Origin of the sequence: Anabaena sp. UHCC 0204, from assembly GCF_009711975.1 — a bacterium.
GTDB lineage: Bacteria > Cyanobacteriota > Cyanobacteriia > Cyanobacteriales > Nostocaceae > Dolichospermum.
On record NZ_VIKW01000006.1, the window covers coordinates 1 to 23,350 of the forward strand.

General features: G+C 37.4%; 17 protein-coding genes and 1 tRNA gene. 4 read left to right on the forward strand and 14 right to left on the reverse strand.

Annotation, left to right across the window (positions count from 1 at the left end):
• Positions 1-47: 47 nt before the first annotated feature.
• The gene (locus FJR04_RS06550) at positions 48-563 is read right to left on the reverse strand and encodes a type IV pilin-like G/H family protein (protein WP_168492934.1); all 516 of its coding nucleotides are present in this window, start codon (positions 561-563) and stop codon (positions 48-50) included.
• 462 nt (positions 564-1,025) lie between these two features.
• Between FJR04_RS06550 and FJR04_RS06555 the strand changes: the two genes are divergently transcribed.
• Positions 1,026-1,913: an ROK family protein gene (locus tag FJR04_RS06555; protein ID WP_168492936.1), complete on the forward strand. Its 888-nt coding sequence runs from the start codon at positions 1,026-1,028 to the stop codon at positions 1,911-1,913.
• A gap of 241 nt (positions 1,914-2,154) precedes the next feature.
• Here the strand turns inward: FJR04_RS06555 and FJR04_RS06560 are convergent, their stop codons facing one another.
• Positions 2,155-2,577, reverse strand: a complete 423-nt coding sequence (locus tag FJR04_RS06560; protein WP_168492938.1) for a hypothetical protein — start codon at positions 2,575-2,577, stop codon at positions 2,155-2,157.
• Between the two features lie 149 nt (positions 2,578-2,726).
• The gene (locus FJR04_RS06565; RefSeq protein ID WP_168492940.1) at positions 2,727-4,397 is read right to left on the reverse strand and encodes a CTP synthase; all 1,671 of its coding nucleotides are present in this window, start codon (positions 4,395-4,397) and stop codon (positions 2,727-2,729) included.
• Positions 4,398-4,615: 218 nt separating this feature from the next.
• On the opposite strand from FJR04_RS06565, the gene FJR04_RS06570 reads away from it, so the two are divergent.
• Together FJR04_RS06570 and FJR04_RS06575 are read left to right on the forward strand one after the other, a co-directional pair.
• Complete coding sequence (locus FJR04_RS06570; protein WP_168492942.1) at positions 4,616-6,367, forward strand: N-acetylmuramoyl-L-alanine amidase; 1,752 nt, start codon at positions 4,616-4,618, stop codon at positions 6,365-6,367.
• A gap of 317 nt (positions 6,368-6,684) precedes the next feature.
• The gene (locus FJR04_RS06575; RefSeq protein ID WP_168492945.1) at positions 6,685-8,436 is read left to right on the forward strand and encodes an N-acetylmuramoyl-L-alanine amidase; all 1,752 of its coding nucleotides are present in this window, start codon (positions 6,685-6,687) and stop codon (positions 8,434-8,436) included.
• A 3-nt stretch (positions 8,437-8,439) separates the two neighbouring features.
• Here the strand turns inward: FJR04_RS06575 and FJR04_RS06580 are convergent, their stop codons facing one another.
• From FJR04_RS06580 to FJR04_RS06615, 8 genes are all read right to left on the reverse strand, one after another.
• Positions 8,440-8,685, reverse strand: a complete 246-nt coding sequence (locus FJR04_RS06580) for an HNH endonuclease (RefSeq protein ID WP_168492947.1) — start codon at positions 8,683-8,685, stop codon at positions 8,440-8,442.
• Positions 8,682-9,869 (reverse strand): DUF2252 domain-containing protein, encoded by a 1,188-nt coding sequence (locus FJR04_RS06585; protein WP_168492949.1) that lies wholly within the window; start codon positions 9,867-9,869, stop codon positions 8,682-8,684. Before FJR04_RS06585 ends, FJR04_RS06580 begins: the two co-directional genes overlap by 4 nt.
• A gap of 417 nt (positions 9,870-10,286) precedes the next feature.
• Complete coding sequence (locus tag FJR04_RS06590) at positions 10,287-10,661, reverse strand: KGK domain-containing protein (RefSeq protein WP_168492951.1); 375 nt, start codon at positions 10,659-10,661, stop codon at positions 10,287-10,289.
• A gap of 87 nt (positions 10,662-10,748) precedes the next feature.
• The gene (locus tag FJR04_RS06595; RefSeq protein WP_168492953.1) at positions 10,749-13,133 is read right to left on the reverse strand and encodes a dynamin-like GTPase family protein; all 2,385 of its coding nucleotides are present in this window, start codon (positions 13,131-13,133) and stop codon (positions 10,749-10,751) included.
• A 100-nt stretch (positions 13,134-13,233) separates the two neighbouring features.
• A complete protein-coding gene (locus tag FJR04_RS06600) occupies positions 13,234-13,962 on the reverse strand; it encodes a phosphate/phosphite/phosphonate ABC transporter substrate-binding protein (protein ID WP_168492955.1) in 729 nt (242 codons plus the stop codon).
• Positions 13,963-14,139: 177 nt separating this feature from the next.
• A complete protein-coding gene (locus FJR04_RS06605) occupies positions 14,140-16,629 on the reverse strand; it encodes a U32 family peptidase (RefSeq protein WP_168492957.1) in 2,490 nt (829 codons plus the stop codon).
• Between the two features lie 75 nt (positions 16,630-16,704).
• Positions 16,705-17,454 (reverse strand): HEPN domain-containing protein, encoded by a 750-nt coding sequence (locus FJR04_RS06610; protein ID WP_168492959.1) that lies wholly within the window; start codon positions 17,452-17,454, stop codon positions 16,705-16,707.
• Positions 17,438-18,499 carry a ParA family protein gene (locus FJR04_RS06615; RefSeq protein WP_168492961.1) on the reverse strand — a complete coding sequence of 354 codons (1,062 nt, stop codon included), beginning with the start codon at positions 18,497-18,499 and terminating at the stop codon, positions 17,438-17,440. Before FJR04_RS06615 ends, FJR04_RS06610 begins: the two co-directional genes overlap by 17 nt.
• 168 nt (positions 18,500-18,667) lie before the next feature.
• Between FJR04_RS06615 and FJR04_RS06620 the strand changes: the two genes are divergently transcribed.
• Positions 18,668-19,153 carry a BsuBI/PstI family type II restriction endonuclease gene (locus FJR04_RS06620; RefSeq protein WP_254445221.1) on the forward strand — a complete coding sequence of 162 codons (486 nt, stop codon included), beginning with the start codon at positions 18,668-18,670 and terminating at the stop codon, positions 19,151-19,153.
• 252 nt (positions 19,154-19,405) lie between these two features.
• Here FJR04_RS06620 and FJR04_RS06625 read toward each other — a convergent pair.
• The 3 genes from FJR04_RS06625 to FJR04_RS06635 form a co-directional block, all read right to left on the reverse strand.
• Positions 19,406-19,479, reverse strand: a tRNA-Met gene (locus FJR04_RS06625).
• Positions 19,480-19,625: 146 nt separating this feature from the next.
• Positions 19,626-21,950, reverse strand: coding sequence for a peptidoglycan DD-metalloendopeptidase family protein (locus FJR04_RS06630; protein ID WP_371717319.1), 2,325 nt, complete (start codon positions 21,948-21,950; stop codon positions 19,626-19,628).
• Between the two features lie 801 nt (positions 21,951-22,751).
• A complete protein-coding gene (locus tag FJR04_RS06635) occupies positions 22,752-23,213 on the reverse strand; it encodes a tRNA (cytidine(34)-2'-O)-methyltransferase (protein ID WP_168492965.1) in 462 nt (153 codons plus the stop codon).
• Positions 23,214-23,350: the final 137 nt, after the last annotated feature.

Here is a 23,350-nt window from a genome sequence, read left to right on the forward strand (position 1 = left end):
ATTGATCTGCTTTTTTAATTATTAATTTTTAATTTTGCCCTGCGGTACTAGTCCATAGTTTTCATCGTTCCTGCACAAGCTGCACCAGTGATAGTTAAACTAGGGGGAGTAATGGGATTAGTGGCTTGTGGACCTGCTGTTTGACAAGCAATAGCCAAAGTTTGTCCAGCAGACAGAACGGTGACACCACCATTAAAGCCTTTGAGAGCAGCAGTATCTTTAGCTGTTGCGGTAATGGTAGTAGTGTTTATATCTAGTGCAATACCATAAATATAGTTATTAGTTGAGAGAGGAATACCAATTTCCAGAGTTCCAATATCCCCAGCAAATGATGTATTCTCCATTCGGTAAGCCTGTTGCGCTCTGTTAACTGCACCAATGTAGGTTTTTGCTTCAGACTGTTGAGCTTTTGCGGCTTGACTGAGTAAGGAGGGTAAAGCGATCGCAGATAGAATACCAATGAGGATGAATACAATTAACAGTTCAATAATAGTAAAACCTTCGTTATCTTCGTTTTTACGCAAAACGTATCGCACGAGTTGGGATTGCAGTTCACTTTTCATAGTATTTTTTGTGGAGATGGGGTGTTGTTTGTTTCTCTATATACATAAGTTACCCAGATTTAATTAATTTGATATACCAATTCTCCCTAATTTATGAAAATACCAAATTATGGCTTATGTCGCGCTGTGCTGTCCGATAACCCCGTTATTAAAAAAATAAAATCTTTGATTTTTCACATATTTACAGTAACCTGAATGAATTTCTGACATTGATTATTATATCTTCTGAAAAATCTTGAAGATAGATGAAATAGTGAAAATTAAACACGCGGTTTCCAGAACCATTGTAGAACCGAGAATCCTTACCCATGGAACGGTTATACAATTTTTGTAATAATTAGATTTTACCTAATTCCAAAGTTCATATGTTTAACTACCAATTAATTATTTATAAATGAGAACATAAAATTAAAAAATGATATATTTATCTGTTGTGTAGTTCTTATAGAAAAAATTAACATTATGCAGCAAGTAATCGGTATTGATTTAGGGGGAACTGCAATTAAGCTTGGAAGGTTTACAGCAGAGGGAAATTGTTTGCAATCTTTGTCTGTAGATACTCCCCAACCTGCAACACCAGAGGCTGTATTATCAACAATAATAGATGCAATATTACAAATTGATCCAAATAATGAAACTGTTGCTATTGGTTTAGGTACTCCTGGTCCTGCTGATGCTGCGGGACGCATTGCGAAAGTTGCTATTAATCTAGTAGGATGGCATGATGTCCCTTTAGCAGATTGGTTAGAAGCTAAAACTGGTAAACCGACAATTTTAGCTAATGATGCTAATTGTGCTGGTTTAGGAGAAGCTTGGTTAGGTGCTGGACGAAATTTCCCCAATTTGATTTTACTGACTTTGGGAACTGGAGTTGGTGGGGCAATTATTCTTGATGGTAAATTGTTTGTAGGACATCAAGGTGCAGCAGCCGAATTAGGTTTAATTACCTTAAATCCTGATGGACCAATGTGTAATAGTGGCAATCAAGGATCTTTAGAACAGTATACTTCAATTTCCGCCATTCGTCGCCGCACAGGCAAAGAACCCGCCGAATTAGGCGCACTTGCCCAAACTGGAGATACAGAAGCCTTGACTTTTTGGCAAGAATATGGTAAAGACTTGGGAATTGGGTTAACAAGTTTACTGTATGTGCTGACACCCCAAGCCATTATTATTGGTGGTGGTGTCAGTGCAAGTTTTGCGTTTTTCCTACCGTCACTAAAAGCAGAAATCGAAAAACGAGTTTTACCAACTTCCCGCACTGGTTTGCAAATTCTCCCAGCAGAATTAGGAAATACAGCAGGAATGGTGGGTGCTGCTAAGTTAGCATTGGGAATAGAAAGAAGGTAACAGGTAACAGGTTACAGGTTACAGTAAGAAGGAGTCAAGAATCTGCTTCTCCTTTTTTCACTTGATTCCGTCTAAGCAAAATAGCTATTGTATTCATGTTAACGAAACATACCTGATGTTATATTATATCCGCTAGAACTTTTTCAAATTCTAGATAATTCTTCCTTCTTCCTTCTTCCTTCTTCCTTCTTCCTTCTTCTTTCTTACTGTCACCTGTCACCTGTCACCTGTCACCTTCTTCCTATAAAAAGCTATATCCAGTTTTTTGCTGAAGGTAGTGTAAAATTTTTTCGTGGGCATCTGGATTGCTGACGGGGTTAATTACCATTGGCGTGGTAAGATGAGGTAGCCAAAAGGTTAATCTGTTGTTGGGTTCATAACAAAAAGAACTAATACAGGTGAGGTTAATTACATATTTATTTTTTTCATAAGTTATTGTCACCCAGTAAGAATTATCTAATTCTAAGTTCTCGATAGATTCTAAATAGGTAACTATTTTTTGATAATCTTCCCAATTATTTTGGGGGCTGATGATTATAGGTATGTTACTGTTAGGCAACCAAAAGGTGACTCTGCCATTCTTTTCATAACAAAAAGTATTCACAAAGTCCAAATTAATTACATATTCTTTCCTTTGGTACTGAATTTTAACCCAGTGTGCCACAAAGTTCCCTCAGAATTGACTACACATTTTTGCCTATCCTAAAGTAATTTTACCCAGAATTATGGCAATTGTGTGTTTTTGTTCAGAGTTTTCCGAGGGACAACTGACGACTTTACGGGTGAAGCATTCGGGCTACCAATTATCAATTTTTATCCAAAGCTATTTTCCGAATGCTTCGCCCCTACGACAACTTCCACTGGCTTGGGTGTGGTAGTGGTAGAATGAGCTTGAGAAATAGCAGCAGTCACAAATCCTTTGAATAAGGGATGAGGTGCATTAGGGCGAGATTGAAATTCAGGGTGGAATTGACAAGCAATAAAGAAAGGATGTTTGGAATATTCCACAATTTCCACTAGTCTACCATCTGGAGATGTCCCACTCACCAGATAACCAGAATCTACCAACTGATTTCGATAGACATTGTTAAACTCGTAACGGTGACGGTGGCGTTCATAAATGACTTCTTCTTGATAAAGTTGGAAAGCAAGGGTATTAGGAAGTATCCGACAAGGATAAAGTCCCAAGCGCATTGTTCCGCCTAAATCTACTACATCCTGTTGTTCAGGCAGGAGGTTAATAACTGGATATTCGGTGTATGGGTCAAATTCAGCACTATTTGCTTTAGATAAGCCTTCGACATTTCTCGCCCATTCAATCACAGAACACTGCATTCCTAAGCATAAACCTAAAAAGGGAATTTGGCGATCGCGTGCATATTTAATTGCCGCAATTTTCCCATCTATGCCCCGACTACCAAAACCACCAGGAACAATGATACCATCAACACCTGACAGATAGTTTTCCGGTGGTTCATTTTCCAAAGCTTCCGAATTTACCCACCGTAACCGCAAATCGCCATGAGTGGCAATAGCCGCATGACGTAAAGATTCAACTACGGAAAGATAGGCATCACTTAACCGCACATATTTACCAACAATGGCAATTTCTATGCTGTATTTGGGACTATACATCCGTTCTACCATAGTTTCCCACTGCGTCAAATTGGGTTGACGTTGTTCCATTTGCAGCAAGTTGAGGGTTTGGTGTGCTAATCCTTCCCGTTCTAAAATTACTGGTACTTCATAGATACTACTAGCATCTTGGCAAGCAATAACACATTCTACCGCGACATCACAAAATTCTGATAACTTTTGTTTTAAGCCGACAGGAATCGGGCGATCGCTCCGACATACTAGAATATCTGGTTGAATGCCAATTGATCTCAATTCTTTGACAGAATGCTGAGTAGGCTTAGTTTTCATTTCCCCCGCCGCAGCAATCCAAGGCAAAAGTGTGACGTGCATATATAAAACATTGCTACGTCCTACTTCCTTCCGCAATTGGCGAATTGCTTCTAAAAATGGTAGTGATTCAATATCACCCACTGTACCACCAATTTCCGTAATTACGGCGGAAGGATTAGTTTCTTTAGCAACTCTGAGAATTCTGTCTTTAATTTCATTGGTAATGTGGGGAATTACCTGAACAGTGCCGCCATTATAATCTCCCCGACGTTCTTTATTAATAACTGACTGATAAATCAAGCCAGTAGTAACACTATTGAGCCGAGACATTGAAGTATCAGTAAAACGTTCATAATGTCCCAAATCCAAATCCGTTTCTGCACCATCTTGGGTAACAAAAACTTCCCCATGTTGAAAGGGACTCATTGTGCCTGGATCAACGTTAATATAAGGATCGAGTTTGAGAATCGAAACCGAATAATCCCGTGATTTCAGTAAACGTCCCAGGCTTGCTGCTACAATGCCTTTACCAATACTGGAAACAACGCCCCCAGTTACAAAGATAAACTTAGTCATAGTATTTTCAATTTTTAGCAACTTCTAAATATAGATTGCGTCTGGTGAAGGAGAATATGTGTAGACGATTTTGGAGGCTTGTATGCAAGATGAATCTTACCCAATTGCGGAATTCTCTTGTTTGAGGCCAATGTACTGCCACTTCCACATCATTCATGTTTTATGCCATCGTGGCCATTGTGCCACAGTCCCTATGCTGAAATCTTCTGTATTTTGCCGTGAAAAAACTCTCAGGGTTAGTAGTATTTAACTTTTTATTTACCTCCTCAGTTGCATTAGCACAAGAATCACTTTTAGTAGTTTTTCCCCCCACAAATCATCAAACCAGCACAGAAAAAATATTTTTTATCGGTACAGCCTTACCCAAAGAACAAGTTGTAATTAATGGTAAGCTAGTTAACCGCCGCAAAACTGGGCATTTTTCCCCTAGTTTTCCCTGGCAGTTAGGAGAAAATATATTTAAAGTCCGTTACCAAAATCCAGAACGAGAGATTAAGATCATGAGGGTATCAACTCAACCTGAGTTACCCCAAGGATTGGGCTTTGCCAAAAATTCCTTAACTCCTGCTGCCGATATTGCCAGATTACCAGGAGAACCCATTTGTTTTAGTGCAGTTGCACCACCTCAAGCGACTGTCTCGGTTAACCTGCCCAATCAAACTGTTGCCCTTTTACCCCAACCGTCACAGGCAGAATTACCTCCCAATTCAAGTGTTTTAACGGGGCTAAATCAGCCTATTCTCTCTAGTCTTACCAAATACCAAGGTTGTACAACAGTCGCAAATGCTGCTGATTTAGGGAAACCCAGATTTAATTTACAACTTAATAATCAAACCATAACTCAAACTGGTTTAGGCAAAATCGAAATTCTCGCCCCGACACAGTTAGCAGTTGTCGAAGTTACATCAGAATCATGCGTTACTCGCACTGGTCCTAGTAACGATTATTCACGACTCACACCATTGCCAAAAGGGACTATGGCAACAGTCACAGGAAAAGAAGGTGAATGGTTGCGCTTAGATTATGGTGCTTGGGTTAATAGCAAGGAAACTAAAATTATAACAGGTGCAGTTGCACCACAGACAGTAATTCGCAGTGTTGGTTATCGGCAACTAGCTAAAGCCACGGAAATTCGTTTCCCGTTACAAACTGCTGTGCCGGTGAGTGTAGAACAGGGAAATAAATCCTTGACTCTCACCCTCTACAATACCATTGCCCAAACAGATACAATTCGCCTAGATGATAACCCCCTCATTTCTCACCTAGATTGGCAACAGGTGACTCCACAACAAGTTAAATACACCTTTAACCTCAAAAAGCTCCAACAGTGGGGCTATAAGCTGAGATATGATCATACAACTTTGGTTTTAACTTTACGCCATCCACCCCATCTTCAACAGAGCAAACGCCTACCTTTATCTGGCATCAAAATTGTACTCGATCCAGGGCATGGCGGTAAAGAATCTGGTTCAAGTAGACCGACGGGATATTTAGCAAAAGATGTAAATTTGCTAGTTTCTAAATTACTGCGAGATGAATTGGCCAAGCGTGGTGCAACAGTGGTAATGACAAGGGATGATGATCAGGATGTTTCTTTAGTGCAACGTCAGGAGATAATTAATCAAGAAGAACCTGCGATCGCTCTTTCTATTCATTACAACTTTTTACCTGATAATAGTAATAATGCCAATACTAGGGGTTTAGTCAGTTTTTGGTATCATCCTCAAGCACATAGCCCCACGGTATTTTTACATAATTACCTGGTTAATAAACTTCCTCAACCCTCTTTTGGTGTATTTTGGAATAACTTAGCCCTGACTCGTCCTAGTGCTGCACCTGCGGTATTATTAGAGTTTAGGTTTATGAAAAATGCTAATGAGTTTGAGGAGATAGTCAACCCTCAACAACAGCAAAAAATTGCCGAGACATTGGCCGATGGGGTGACTGAGTGGTTTAAAATGGTTAAATAGTATATTAACTCAAGTTGCTAGTAGTCTGTCAAATACATTTTGACGAATAAAGAAGAAACGAACCACGAAGGACGCAAAGAGCGCGAAGGAAGAAGGAAGAAGGAAGAAGGAAGATTATTTACCCGTCAATTACTTCTTGACAGACTACTAGTTATCTGGTTGAGCCTGGTAATGGGTAATTGGTAATGGGTAATTGGTGAGTAAATTTCTGTTTTCATCCTGTTAATCCTTTAATCCTGGACATCCTGATTCTGACAGTTTACCTAACTAGCAACTTACGTTATTAGTATTTTTATTCTTTTTTGGTTATTTTTATCGTGAAAAAACTTTTAGGATTAGCAGTATTTAGCTTTATTTGTACTCCGTCCATTGCTTTAGCACAATCATCACTTTTAGTGGTTTATCCCCCAGCAAACCACAAAACCAGTACAGAAAAAATATTTTTTATCGGTACAGCACCAGCAACTGGACAAGTCCTGATTAATGGTAAACCTGTTAAACGGAGTCAAGCTGGACATTTTTCTCCTAGTTTTCCCTTGCAATTGGGGGAGAATGTGTTTAAGATACGTTACCAAGATCAAGAACGCGAGATTAAAGTCAACAGGATTTCTACTCAACCAGAATTACCACAAGGTTTAGGCTTTGCTAAAGATTCTCTGACACCTGCGGCTGATATTACTAGATTATCAGGAGAACTGATTTGTTTTGGCGCGATAGCACCTCCCCAAGCTAATGTATCCGTCAAATTAGCTAATCAAACTGTCAATCTTTTACCGCAACCTTTAAAAGCCGAATTACCAGCTAATTCCAGCATTTTAACCGGGCGGAATCAGGCTACCATTTATAATATTACCAAATACCAAGGTTGTACAACAATTACCAATACCGGGGATTTAGGACAACCTCAATTTAGTTTGACATTGAATGGTCAGACAATAACTGAAACGGGTAAAGGCAAAATTCAAATTCTTGCACCTGTACAGTTACCAGTTGTCGAGGTAATAGCCGCATCAGGTGTAGCCCGCACGGGTCCAAGTACAGATTATTCTCGACTGACACCTTTACCTCAAGGAACAAGAGCAACAGCTACAGGTATAGAAGGCGATTGGCTACGCTTAGACTATGGGGCTTGGATTAATAGTAAAGAAACCAAACTTCTCCCTGGTGCAGTTCCCCCACAAACAGTAATTCGCAGTGTCGGATATCGTCAACTAGCTAAAGCTACGGAAATTCGTTTTCCCTTGCAAATGGCTGTACCGGTGAGTGTCGAACAGGGAAATAATTCCTTTACCCTGACTCTCTACAATACCACAGCCCAAACAGATACTATTCGCCTGGATGATGACCCTCTAATTTCTCGCCTAGATTGGCAACAGGTGACTCCACAACAGGTTAAATACACCTTTAACCTCAAAAAGCTTCAACAATGGGGCTATAAGCTGAAATACGATAATACAACTCTGGTATTGACCTTGCGTCATGCACCAAATATTGACAGTAGAAAACGCCTACCGCTATCTGGTATCAAAATCTTACTTGATCCAGGACACGGTGGTAAAGAATCTGGTGCAATTGGTCCAACTGGGTATCCCGAAAAAGATGTAAACTTGGTAGTTTCTAAATTACTGCGGGATGAATTGGTAAAACGCGGTGCTAAAGTAGTGATGACCAGAGAAGATGATCGTGATGTTTCATTAGTCGAACGTCAGGAAATAATTAATAAAGAAGAACCTGCGATCGCTCTTTCAATCCATTATAATGCTTTACCAGATAATGGTGATGCCGAAAACACCAAAGGATTTGGAACTTTTTGGTATCATCCCCAATCACACAACGTTGCCATATTTTTACAAAATTACGTAGTCAAAAAACTCGGTAAACCTGACTATGGTGTCTTCTGGAATAATTTAGCCCTAACTCGTCCTCATATTGCACCTTCAGTATTATTAGAATTGGGTTTTATGAGTAATCCCAATGAATTTGAACAGATAGTTAATCCCCAAGAACAGAAGAAGATGGCTAATACTTTGGCTGACGGGGTGACAGAATGGTTTAAAACCGTTAAATAATCCCTAACTGTCAAAATAGCGCCGAAAACGTTTGTCAATGTTATTAGTTTTTTGCTGATTACAAGTTAAACAGAGAGTTTGTAAATTACTAATATCATTTTTTCCCCCACGAGACAAAGGGATAATATGATCAATGCTGAGTTGAGTTTCTCCAGAGATTTTACCACAGCTTTGACATTGATATTTATCTCTTTGAAAAACGTAAGTTCTGACTTCTGGAGGTATGGGAATTCGTGGAGTTTTATTCATATTGATTCACAAAATTCTTGAAAATCTTCGTTAACTTTTTCGGCGTAATGACGTGCATATTCTAAAATAGAATTATGCCATTGAGAAGATTGACTAAAATCAATTAATTCATCAGCAATTACAGAACCTTGTCTTCCACTACTGCGTAATTGATCCCAAGCTGTTACTTCAGCCATTGTTTGCATTAACTTTTCTAAACGTCCTAACTTTCCATCCCAAGCTTGTAAACTTACCGTATCTTGTTCTGGTTGCAATTCCCGTAAAACATAAGATTTATCACCATCATCTATTCCTTCTAATAACGCTGGAGAAGTTCCTTGTAAACGTTGTTGAATATTAACAACTCTTGCAGCGTGAGTGTGCCATTTTGGTTGAGAAACTGTTAAATAAGGTTGTAAAGAACTGGGATGAGTTTCCTTAAAATCTAGTAAATAATTCCCGTCAGGAGAACCATGACCTTCTACTAAAATGACATAGCGTTCTAAACCTAAACTACCATTACCAGCTATGCGTTTTTGAATATCTATGATTTCATAGAAATCGGCATTTTGGTCTGTAGAATGATGCCAATGTCTAATTAATTTTTTAACATTTTCTTGTTCTGATTCTGTAGCTTTCTTAATACGTTTTTTCTCAATATCTAAGCACCGCTTACCATTGTTTTCCTTAGAGTATTTCTTTAAAAATTTAACCCGTTCTCGTTTTTGCAAACTTGCTAATAAATCTTTCACTAAACCTTTTGCAGTTTCCTTTTCTACAGTTCCAGGTTTTCCTTCAGCGAGAGTTGCGGTGTAAGTTTTTAAATAAATATCGCTTAAATGCAGAGATTCTGCGTCATTGATACCAACAGCATGAGAACCAACAATGATACTCGTAACAAATCTAACTAAATCCCAAGTACAAGGTGCAAGAACCGATTCATCAAAATCATTAATATCAAAATAAACTAACCGATTTTCCCCTTTATAACTACCAAAGTTTTCTAGATGTAAATCACCACAAATCCAAGTTAGAGGTGCTGAATTTAGGAGTGAATCTGGAGGAAAGTCTTCATAAAATAAATGACAAGTTCCCCGAAAAAAGGAAAATGGATCAGTAGCAAGTTTTTTATATTTTAACTTTAATAATTCTGGGTTGCGTCCGTTGTTGAAGTTGTCAATTCTGGTTTTGATGTTGTTGGACATAGATTTATATTGTCTGAATCAGGATTTACAGGATTTGAGGATTTACAGGATAGGATTTGGTTTTGTGGTTATATTTTTGGATTTATTGATTTGATTATTTGAGAATAAAGTTTTTATTTTTCAGAATTTTTATAATTATACTAATATATGTCTCGTGAATTATTAATTTTAACATAAATTAAAAATAATTCTAAAATTCTGATACTGAAAATTAATATCATCATCTTGTAAATCCTTAAATCCTGGATATCCTGATTCAGACAAAAATTTAAAAAATCATCATCATCATTAAAAATCCCCCATATCCAACAAACACATCCTGTAAATCCTTAAATCCTGGATATCCTGATTCAGACAATTAAGGCGATTATAAATCGCATCTACACAAACAAAGTCCACCTTCGTGGACTAATTAACTTATGATGTAGCTTCGTTTATCTTACGTCGTAAATCATCAAGAGGTGATTCCGGTTCTTGAATTTCTGTATTTTCTTCTTCAACGTAAAATTCAACGCTGAGTTTTAATTTCACCCTTCCTTTCTTCCAGGAGTTAGAACCTACAATTAGCATTTTGCCATCTATACCTTTTGTAAAACTAGCACTAGCAATATCGCTATCTGGCACAAAATTTATTTCTTGATTTTGTAAAGCATTCGATAAGTCGTGCATAAAACCACTATTATCTCCCATTTTTTCAAATTCTCGTCTCAACTTACTAACCTTATAAGTCCAATCTCCGCATTCAATCACATCATCCTCATTACACTCTATCAACTTAAAATTATCTTCCATCTCTCCTCCTCTCTGCGCCTCTGCGTCTCTGCGTGAAAAAAATCTTAATTAGGTGAACACAGAAAAACCCTGCATTCACCCAAAATATTATACCTCTTCCTCCCCAATTATCGGCAGTAAATGTTCATATAACTGCATAGCTTGTAAACAAGCATTAATTCCCGCAACCGCTGTATTATACTCCTCAATTTTCCCCGCAACTTGACTCAACAAACGCTGATTGTTAGCAATCTTTTCTTCCGCTTCTTGTTCCAAAGTATTCTCTAAATAAGCACGCGCATGGGGATATTGTTGTAAAATATTATCCGCTTGTTTTTCTCCTATTGGTAACAACTGAGTTTTGATAGTTTGGTTAATAGTTTGACGGAAAGATTTCCGAATAGTAACTTCAACTTTCGGTTCAAAATCTAACTTCAATAATTGTCTAATTGCAGGTTCAGCTTCAACTATACTTTCTGCGTCATAACCTTGTGAAGTTTGTTCTAATACTTGTCGAAATTGATAGATAGAAAATGTTCCTTCATTATAAAATCTGTGACTTTCTCTCACAAAGCGATCGCATTCCACACTCGCAGCAGTTACTAAGGCTTGAGTAATCACTTTTTCGATCAATTTAATCTCCGATTCAATTCCCCCATCATTCCCTAATAAGCGATACAATTGACGGTAATATTCTGATTTTCTAATCTTTTCCATTAACTGCTGAAATAGATTAGCAATTACCTGTTGACAAGATTCTATTAAAATATCTTCCAACTGATTTGATAAGTAATAAAAAGCCTCTACCAAAATAGCTAATAAAGGTGCAGTTGCATTACGAGGATGACTCAATGTCGCCCGACGATAAGCTTCTGCAACGGAAAAAGTATCTAGTAATTCATCCAGACGACGAATCATCCGTGATTGTAATTGTCGAAAATCTGTTTCAAATTCTTCGCAATTATTATTAATTAATCTATTGACTTCTTCGTGAATATGTTGGCTAAAATCTCTCCCAACTTGTTGGAGTTGCTGATTTAATTTTTGCAACTCATACTCTTTCATACTCTCAATTTCTCGCGGTTGACTATCTAATTCTCGTTGTGAATTTTGATAATGTTTCTTGAGTTTGATACAAATATCTTCCAAATCATCCGCGAGGGTTTTAAATAACTGCGGACGTTTTTCTTCTATCAAATATCGGGTAATAGAAGTACGAAATTCTTCAATTCCACTATCTTGAATTAATTGATGAATTAACGGTGTTCCTTGTTCGCTTAAAATTCTCACATAGTTTTCATTGGGAGTTTCAAAGCTGTTAACAGAAATCCGAAATTGACTCGGTGACAATTTACCAGAGTTAGCGCAATAACGATTAAACTCGTTAATAAATTGCGGTGTTTCTTCCCTACCATCTAAACCTTTAACACTTTCTGCAAAAATCGAATCTAACCCAAATCTATCTAACCTTGTTGTTTGTTTCAGTTGACTTCCGTAAAACCCTAATAAACCACTGGTTTTATAAACTCTGCTAGTATCTCGAAATTGACTATTAATTAAGTCTTCTAATCTTTGTCTGAGTTGGTTATTGTACCAAGTTTCATCTATGCGGTTAAAGATATAAAAAACCCTATCTCTAATTCCTGTATTTTCCCGCATTGTTTCCAGCATTTCTGTTTCTTCCTTTGTCATATCTCCTGCTGACGCAGGTTTGAGAACACAGACTACTGCTGATGTATCTGAATGTTGAATTTTTTGATATGTTAATTGTGCATCTTTTTCTACTGGTGCATCAATTCCTGGTGTGTCTATAATGACGTTACCATCTTCTAAAAGCGGATGATAACAATAATATTCAATTCGTTTCAAAACCGCGCTATTACTACCTCTTCGCGCATATCCTGCGGCTTCTTTAAGGTTGGTAAAATTAAATTGTTCCATTGAATATGTCGCATTATTAAAACCATGAATACGTTCCCGGTTTGCGACATATCCTTCTAATAACAAAATCAACGCTTTTGCTTGTTTTGCACGTTCTGATTTACTCTCTCCTCCTTCTTGTTGAATAATAGCTTGACAACCTTGATGCAATAAATCAATTACATCTTGTTTATTGATATTTTCAACAGTGTTAAATCCCAAATGCTGACACAAAAAAACCGCTTGTTCTTGAATTTCTCTTTCACTCAAAAAGGTTAAAACTACCCTTTCTGAATCTATTGGTGCATACTCAATTTTGCATTCTGTACCAGTCGCGTGTCCTTCTGCACTATATAATAATTCTCTTTCCAATAGTGCATTAATCAACATTGATTTACCCGCACTAAAAGCACCAGCAAACACAATTTCAAACTTGGGAGAAATAGCTTTATCCAAAGAAACTTGCACAGATGTTATATCTTGCGATCGCAAAGCCGCTTCTTGATGTAAAAGTTGGAGAATCGTCTCAACTTGTGGTTGCAATTGCTGACACTGGGGCGCTAAATTTGACATATAAAGTAGTAAAAAAGAATTATAAGTATTGTAATACTACTTATTGCCATTTAGCTACATCATACTCAAAGCATCACAAATCACATATATTCAGTAAGGACTATTTAGCAATAATTTGTTTAATCGCGTCTATTTCAGATTCAGTAGGAATCATCCATTGTTCAATATTCAATTCATCCAAAATATCTTTCCCTTTGCTATTTTGTTTCATTTCTAAAAGAATGGAAGCCAAATTTTTCTGAATTTGAATTGCTTTTGATGATAAAACAAGCTGATGAAAAGCTTTCTTTTCTTGTGATGTTGCGATATATTTCACCAGACTTTTTGTTGCTTCTCCTAATTGCTCATAAGTATCCTTATATACAAAACCTAACATTGCATCAGTTTCTTTATTTGCGATCGCCTTAATAACAGCTAACCAAGTAGATTTATCAATTAATTCAGCAGGTTTAATTCCTTGAGTTTCCAGAGCATTTAAACCTATTTTAGTGGCTAACATACTCACCACACTCACCAAATTAGACCCTTGAAATGATTCTAAAGAAGGATTATCTAGATCATGATGAGCAATAAAAACCACTTCATCATATAAATTACTTGGACGTGCTACAGAAATAAAATTGTTTTTCAACAAATTCATTGTATCGGCTGGATTACCATAAACGATATCTGCATCGTTCATTTTCTGATGAAATTCCTGAAAATCTAAGGCTAATTCAAAATGGACTATTTGATCAAGATTTTGGCTGAGATATTGAGCAAATCTAAACCAGCGGTCTGGGTTTTTAGCTGTATCATGAGGGCAAACCATTAAATTTAGTTTATCCATGATTAATCCTTCCCTAACTTCTGAGAATGAAGTTGATTGTGTTTCTCTTTTTATTTTTACTCAGTACGTTGACTCAGGATTGATACTTGTTACAGAACTTAATATTTTTTATTAAAACGCCTAAGTTGCTTATAATGAGGATGATTTGATCAAATATAGGCACTTAAGTAACTTCACTTAGATCATACCTAAAGCGCCGCGAGTTACACCTAATTGATTTTGCAACTTTAATGTTTTCCAAAGTTGAGAACCGGTAATTTCTCCTTGGAGTAAGTTTTGATAACTCTGTATTGTTTTTTGCACTTGTTCCGATGTTTCGTTGACAAATTCAATCCGAAAGTATTGTAAACCTAAACTTACTAATCTTTGTACGTATTCTGCCCCTGTTTGTGCCGCACTGTTATATACTGTATTTCTACATCCTGCGTCAGCTTTGAGAATGTGTTCACTACCTACTCTGTCTCTCATTGTCACTGATTGTGTTTCGCAAGGTCTACCGCAATTGGTGTAATCTGTGCCTTCAGATAGGAAAGCGCAAAATACGCAATGTTCCATGTGAAACATGGGTATATGTTGATGAATTGTAACTTCAAAGTTTTGCGCTGGGTAATTTGTAATTAAACCTTCCAGTTGGTTAATATTTAAGTCGTAAGACGCTGTTAATCTTTCTAAATTAAAGCGGTTTTTAAAGTAATCTGCGGTTAAAGGATTAGCGATATTTAAGGAGAAGTCACCCACACATCTTTCATTAGCAAAATATTCTAATTGGTCATAATTTCTAATTAAATAACCATCAGCTTGAGAATCTCGAACTTGTTTTAAAATCCAGGTTTCTCCAGGTTTGCTTATCCGAGGTGGTGCGACAAAGATATTGATTTCTTCCTGTCCAAATTCGCGGACTATTTTTACTGCTTCTTGATACTTGCGAGGATCTTCAAATTCACAGTATACAGTTTTGATATCTGCTGTTAATACTGCTTTGAGTTGTTCGATATTTCTGACTAAAACAATCAAGGAAGGGGAAGCGGGAATTTCTGTGGATTTAGAACTAATTAAATCTTGCCATTTTGCATGATGATTTAATTCCCAAAGTTTGGGTCTACTTCTTAATTCCTCTAATTGGCTGACTATTTCCCGACGCATTCGGTTTAATTCACTCACGGGTAACATAATATTACCGTTGAGATTATTGATAAAATTGTCTAAATGGAAAGGAGTATTTCCTAACCGTCCAAATTGTTCTTTTAATCTTTCTGTAGACAAGGGTTTTGTATGTGCTTCAGCTATTAATATTTCTGATTCTACTTGAACTATATTCCAAGATTCATCACGAGATACAGCTATTAATTTTTCGCCAATTTCTCCATGCACTTCGATATTAATCGGCCTGGTAAATTGGGGATGTTCTCCAGTATAACTTTGACGAATTTGTTTATCTAATTCTGGATCATTTGTTTTCCAAACTTTATCACCTATATGGATATTATGGAAATTTAAATCATTTCTCCCAAAAGTTAATATTACTTCTCTACCATTGGGAATAACTGCATATATTCTTCCTCCTTCTTCCTTAGTTTCTGGGTGTCCGCAATCAAAAACAATCCCATCTCCTGGTTTAACAGGTGCTTCTAGTTTCAGTGTTATTTCTGCATTTCTAATCCGGGTAACTTCTCCTAAATAAACACCGCGTTTTTTACCAAATCTCCCATGCACTAATTCTTGATTATTAATTCCCTCAAACCAACCTGTATAAAGTCCGCGAGAAAATGCCATTTCTAAATTATATTGGTCTTTTTCTCGACTAGAAAATGTCTCTATATTCGTTTCTATTAGTTGATTTAAAGCCTGACGATAAACGCGAGTCACATTAGCAACATATTCCGGTGCTTTCAAACGTCCTTCAATTTTTAAAGAAGTAACTCCAGATTTTACTAATTCTGGTAAAACTTCTAAACCAGCTAAATCTTGAGGACTTAATAAATATTTGCGTTTTCCTAAATTAACAACTTCTCCATCTGCAATTAAATCATAAGGCATTCTGCAAGCTTGAGCGCATTCTCCACGATTTGCAGAACGTCCTCCTAATGCTTCGCTGGTTAAACATTGTCCAGAATATGCAACGCACAAAGCACCGTGAACAAAAACTTCTAAAGGTAAGGAATTATTTTTTTGAGATATTTGTTGTTGAATTTTATTAATTTCTTTAATGGAACATTCCCGCGCTAAAACTACCAATTGACAACCCAAAGATTTGGCAAATTCTACCCCCGCAGCACTGGTAATAGTCATTTGGGTGGAAGCGTGAATAGGAAAGTCAGGGGAAAGATGACGAATCAGCCGACAAATACCCACGTCTTGAACGATGACAGCATCAACACCCGCAGAAATGATGGTTTTGAGGTATTGCTGTGCTTCCGTCAGTTCTTGGGGAAAAATGAGGGTATTCAGAGTGATATAACCTTTGACTCCCCGCAGGTGCAGAAATTCCATTAATTCGGGTAAATCTGCTGCTGTGAAATTCTCAGCCCGCATTCTCGCGTTAAACTTTTCTAAACCAAAATAAATCGCATCCGCACCATTTTCTACTGCTGCTTGAGCGCATTCCCAGTTACCCGCAGGTGCTAGGAGTTCAGGGATTTTGAGGGTAGGAGTGGTGATGCTTGTCATTTTGGTTAAGTCGCGGTTTATATGAGTTTATAGATTGTAGCTAAGTTGGTAGTTGATTGTGGGAAAATAACGCAGCTATAAAATTTGATGAATACTCTCAACAACCTGCTCAATAAAGTTAACTGCATCATTAACCATTGATTCATCTATATTCCAGCGACCACCCAAACCAAAAGTAGGATCTATATCTGCTTCATGAGCTATTTTATTTCTGCGATAAACAATAGAATTTAATTGTTGTTTCACATCTTTAGCTGTTCTACTTATTTTCTTAGCTACTTCATCCCATAACGGCTGATTCGATATATACCTAATTGCATCAGCAATACTATCTGGTGTTTGAAAACTTAATTTACTAAACTCTTTTCTCAGTTCATTTTCTAACCATAAGTTATTATTTAATTGCTCTAAGAGCATATTAGCAATAACAGGCATTAAATTAGGAATATGATGACACTGTTCTAAAAAATTATCACCATAATTTTGCTGTATCTCACTCTCTATCCAAGAAGCAATATCTATGGCTATTTTTCTATCTTCACGCGCACTACCAAGAGAAACTTTAAACTTTGAAAAATTTGATTTAGTAGCATTACGATTCACTGCTGGTTCAGGGCGTGTTCCGCGATGAATTTCCAGCATACCCAATGTTACAACCTCATGGACATAATAATCCAAAGCACTCACACTCAGAACTAGAGCAGATCGTAAAATATCTGAAATATCAAGAGCAGCGGTAGCTTGAGCTTTGATAGAGTTATGCAGAGAAATTAAATCCCGAACACGCTGAATACTAATACGAAATTGATCAAGGGCTGACTGCATAACTGGATGATAATGCAATAATTTTGTCTGCTAAATGGGAAAATGTTGCTTTAAATTCTTCTTGCTTTTTTTGATTGGCTTCTAAAACTATACCGTGTTGGTCTAACTGTTCAGGTGTTAGGGCATAAATTGGCGTACAGTGTTCTTGTGATAAAGCAATTAAACTGTTAAAGTTAGAAATTTTTGTCATGGTAAAACTACCATTTATCCCCTGTTGATTATAAACTTGATTAGGTAACAACAAGTTATTTTTTTCTAGGATTGGTTTTAGTGTTTTACTAACTGTATTTTCTATTTTTTCTATCCATGTTTGAAATGCTGTTGTTTCTTTACCTCTGATAATTCTATAGTTTTGAACTATAGTGCCTAAAAATTTCAAACTAAATTCAGGAAATGGATAGTTTGCTTCTTTCAATATAGGGTTTGTGCTTGCCTTTCTTGCCCAAGCACACCATTTTGGTAAAATTCTAGCTAGAGAATCTATTGCCATTACTGAAAAGAAATCAGCAGTTGTTGGAACTAAGAAAAAATCACTAATCATTAATAAATTTTGATTTATTGCTCCTAAACTGGGACTCATATCAATTAAAATGTAGTCAGCATTAAATTTATTAGCAGTTTTTTCTAAAAGATCAGAAATCGCACCTGGTAAGTTTTTAAGTGCATGAATTGATCCAGTAAGTTCTTGAGCTATACCTAATGTTACTTCGTATTCAGCAAAGCCCACATGACCAGGTAACAAAAATAGACCTTCTTGACCTTCGATCTGAATACAATCTACAGCTTCTATAGCCCGTGGTTGTGACTCAAATGCAGGAGCTAAACCAGTCTTGATATTAGAATGTGTGTTGTAAATATTTTCTATTCTTGCTTCATCATCTTCAGTTTCTTCTTTCAGTGCTATTCCTGTAAGATTACATTGGGGGTCTGTATCTACAAGGATAACTCTCTTCCCCTTTGAAGCAAGCATCCAACCTAAATTAAAAGTAGTAGTGGTTTTGCTAACACCACCTTTGTGATTAAATAAGGCAATTTTTTGAACCATTGTAATATAATGATAAAAGTGTTGGTTAGTAGCAATGTATTAATTATACTATTTTTTTATAAAGTTGCGCTGAAGAAATTTGTTAATGATTTTTTAGTTAAATCTCAAATAGATTATGTTTTGAACGCATTTTAGCAATTAATAGAAATATCTCCATAGAAAATAATTATGAATAACCTAAAATCAATCACACTGTCACCAGGCAGACAAAATATTTTAATTAAGAAAATAATTAATGATTTTTGTCCCAATTTTTCACCTAATAGTAAGATAATTTATGTTGGTGATACAGATGAAAAGTTTGCATATTTTGATGAATCAGCTTTGTTGGAATTAGGAATTAAAATTGATACTCATGGAAAAATGCCAGATATCATCATTCATTTTCAAACTCAAAATTGGTTAGTTTTGATTGAAGCTGTGACATCACATGGACCAATTGATGCCAAACGCAAAACTGAACTTGAAAGTTTATTCAAAAATTCTAAAATACCTATCGTAATGGTGACAGCTTTCCTTAACCGCAAAGCAATGAAGGAGTATTTATCAGAAATTTCTTGGGAAACTGATGTATGGGTAGCAGAAGATGCAACTCATTTGATTCATTTCAATGGTGAAAATCTTTTACAACCTTATAGCGGTTATCGCCCTTGATGCAATACAATCGAGGGCGCAGACCCTGCGCCCCTACAGAGTTTGTGAATTAGCTGACTGTATCTCACAAAGAGTGCATACCGCTATATCAGTTATATATTTAGTTAGGTAGGAATCACACTAATATTTCTATCGCTGCTTTTGCTAAATTAAAACAACCCACGAAAAAGTATATAGGCTAAAATTTTTCTCCAACATATTACCTAACTGGGTTGCGATTCTACTATTAATAACATGGTTTAATATTGAAAATGGCTCAGGTCAGATTTGAACTGACGACCCCAGGCTTATGAGTCCCGTACTCTAACCAACTGAGCTACTGAGCCACGTTGTTTTATCAACTTATATTAAGATAGCATACCAATTTGGATCTGACAACTATCAATTTCCAAATTTTTGCCTCAAAAATCAAAAGAGGGAGTTGACCTCCCTCAATTAACCAGAAAATCGCTTAATTCCAGACAACCAGGAATTACAGACGATTTGGTAGGAAAGCAATGGGGTTAACAGCACCCTTACCAGAAGGATGAACTTCAAAATGAGTGTGGGGACCGGTGCTAAAACCAGTGCTACCCATGGCCGCAATTGTTTGACCTTGTTGCACTCGTTGACCAGCTTGCACCAAAATCCGGCTGTTGTGTGCATAGCGAGTCAGGCTACCATCGTCATGGCGGATATCAACAAGGTTGCCGTAGCCACCTTTGTTCCAACCAGCTTTTTCTACTACACCATCAGATGAGGCATAAATAGGTGTGCCGGTTGAGTTAGCAATATCAATCCCTCTGTGCATTCTTCCCCAGCGCCAACCATAACCAGAGGTAAGAGTTCCTTTAGCTGGCCAAATATAGCCTGTAGAAGAATTAGATGGGAAATTAGTATTATTCTCAGTTGTTTGAGGCAGGTATATATCTACTGCTGCTATAGGTGGTAATGCTGGAGAAACGGTAGTTCCGCGCATTTTTCCTAAAGTGTCAGAAGCATTGTTACGAGCCGGTGGAACTGTTAACTTAATACCAGATGAATTGCGGGAAGAATTCAAGCCAACCCCAGTCTTATTGGACAAGAATTCGGGGTTTATTGGCTCATTGCGGGGAGCAGATGCCGTCATTAGGGGTCGAACCGGCTGATTATTGCTGTAGTTTGGCAATATCGCTTGCGGAGCGGGAATCTGTAGTGTATTTGCTTGAGACACTACTAAATCACTAGATGTTTCAATAGCAACAGGTAGAGACTGATTATTGTTTTCAGTATCTGTAGGTACAGCTAAACCAGCTTGTTGAGCGCGGTACTTAGACCGTAATCTCTCAATTTCTGCTTGTAAGCTGCGGATACGTTCATTACCTTTGACTTTAGATACCTTTTGCACTGGTTTTTGGGACCGTTGCTTTGGGGATGAAGTTCTTGGTAATGGAGTATCACCACCTAATCCATAAGATTCACTCTTGAGAGGTAAGGCTGGTGGAATAACAATAGGGATAGAAGATTCTGCTGAATTATCCGTTACTCTTGGCAATGGCGCATTCGTGCGTTTAGTAACAGCAGGAAGATTAATCCGTTCTTGCGGTTCTGTCACTACAGGAACTGGGATAGTTAGACCACTGGTAATAGCTGGAGTCTGAGGACGTTCGGGTAGGGGAGTGGGAACTATAACATTGGTGCGGTTAGCAGCAAATGAGTTAGTGTTGAAACTTGGAGTATTTAAAGGAAAATTATCTACCCTGCTCAGGTTGTCCTGCATCTTCGCAACAGGAATAATTAGCTTTTGATTGATTTGCAGTTGATTAGGATCGCTAAGATTATTAGCTCTAACTAGATCTGAAACTGAAGTACCGTAATTGTTAGCGATCTCTGCTAATGTGTCTCCGGGCTTAACTTCATAGGTTGAGGTTGGTATTTGTGCGACAACTTTTGTTGAAGCTGACGCAGGCATTGGTATTTTCTGGACTGTCGCACTTGTTTCTTTGTTCTGTTTTAACCTAGAAATAAGTTCGGTTTGGGTGGCATCAGTAACATTATCTGAGTGTTCTGGTGTAGTTGTTCTAGCTACAGTGGTTGGCTGTGCTTCCTGAATACCAGTTTTTAATAAATCTTGCGTTTGCTCAGACCGTAACTCTGTCAAGCTATTTCTTAAACGCGTTGATTTTTCCTGTAAGCGATTGAGGGCAAATTCTTGTTGTGCTTTGAGTGTTGCATCAACATCATTGCTGGCTAATTCGCCCGCAGAAAAGTTCTGGGGTGTAATTGTACTGCCAGTAATACCTGCCACTGATTGATCTGTCTCAGGCTGTTGATTATCTGTTGTTAATGTGGATTGAACTGAGTTGTTACTCACGCCCTCTACTGATTGGGGTTGTGAGTGAACAGAATTGGTGTCAGATGTTTTGGCTGGGGAAATTGCGTTGGATACAGTGCCTTCTACAGGTACGCTGTTGGTTGCAATTTGCCATTTAGCTTCAAGCCCAGGTATTTGTGAAACTACTGTTGGTTCTAATATGACAGGATTTGCAAATACGCCTGCTGGTGAGACGATTTTGGACTCCAGCTTGGTGTCGGCAAATTTAATCTCAGTCTCAGAAACAGCAGGATTGGTTGAAGCTGCTTTTTGACTGCCAACAGGAGCGGCTGCTTGGGCTTGATCGCTTTGTCGAGTCACCAAAAGGCTGGTTGCTCCCATTGATATTGCCAAGCCAATCATGGCTGCCTGATGAGTCCGCGCCCGGCGGGTCACTTTGGTATTCATATCATAAGTTGTTTGTTCTACCGGGGCATCATCACTGCTGGGGGTATTGTTCAACACAGCCTTCTCTCTTTTTTTCAATGCTCGTTTCAAAGACGACCTCCTATGATCACTAGCGTTTAACTGACCTTGATTTTTTAGTTAGATATTAATTCATGATTGATATCACATCAAACCACAGATCAAGATCACATTCACCAGAGATACTTACGCAAGATTAACCTGCTTCTCTGATTTAAACAAGTTCATGCACCTTAATCAAACTTAAAGTTTTTGGTGATGTCTTGTCTAAGTCACTCCTCACAACCCAGGAATGTTCACTCGTGACAGTTATCTAAACTCCTAAAAGCTACTAAAGCACAGAACTAAACAAATATCATAACTTCGCTAGGTTCATTATTGCTGTTAGCATTTAAGGTTCTAGGATTTCTGAAACAGCGATCATCCCGTTGTAGACATTTTCAAGATTTTTTGACCTAATCCGTCTTACTCAATAGGAGACTTTAATTTGATTCTTCCCTAAAAAACAACCGTAGACAATACCTGCCATTTTTGCATTTTTTTGTTGTATTTGTTGATACATAATTCTGCGATTGTCTGACAGTAAAGGTTTTCGGCGATTTTTTCTGTGGGAAATCAGCAGATCAGAATTGATTAAAATCTATCCTTGGTAGTGAGATGACCCTTAAAATATCTATACAAATTTCTTATGTCATTCATGGGAGTTTTATCAGTATTTATCACTATACACCTCTTCTTTCTGTATGTTATACAACGTTTGTCTAACAATTTTGGGGATGTTAGCTCTTGTAACTATGTTTCCATCATACTGAATTAAGGATTTTTATTGGTGAATATGAATTATTGTAAATAACCTAACTGACGGCGACATTCAAATAAACCTATAGCTACGCTGACTGATAAGTTTAAACTCCGAACACCGGGTTCATGAATGGGGATATAGATGGTGGAGTCACAATTCAAGAGCAGAGATTCTGGTAAACCTGCTGTTTCACTGCCAAATAATAGCCAGTCATCCGCTTGAAATTCAAAGTTGATGTAGTTAAAGTTACCGCGGACAGTAAAACCTAAGCGTCTACCTGGGCGTTGCTGCTGTGCGATCTGAAATGCTTCTATTGATTCATGGTAATGGAGTTTAACGTAAGGCCAATAGTCTAACCCTGCTCTTTTAAGATAGCGATCGCTAATTTCAAATCCTAAAGGACCAACTAAATGCAATTCTGTACCTGTAGCGGCACAAGTGCGGGCAATATTGCCAGTATTAGGAGGAATTTGTGGATTTACTAAAACTACCTGGGGCATTTTTTTTAATCTAAGTCGTGTATTCAAGAAATTCTTGCCGTCTAAAAATCTACCAAAATATAGAGGCAATATATAGTTTTTTTTTATATGTAGGAAGTATTTCCTATTGATTAATTTTTTTTAATCAATCGCAGGTA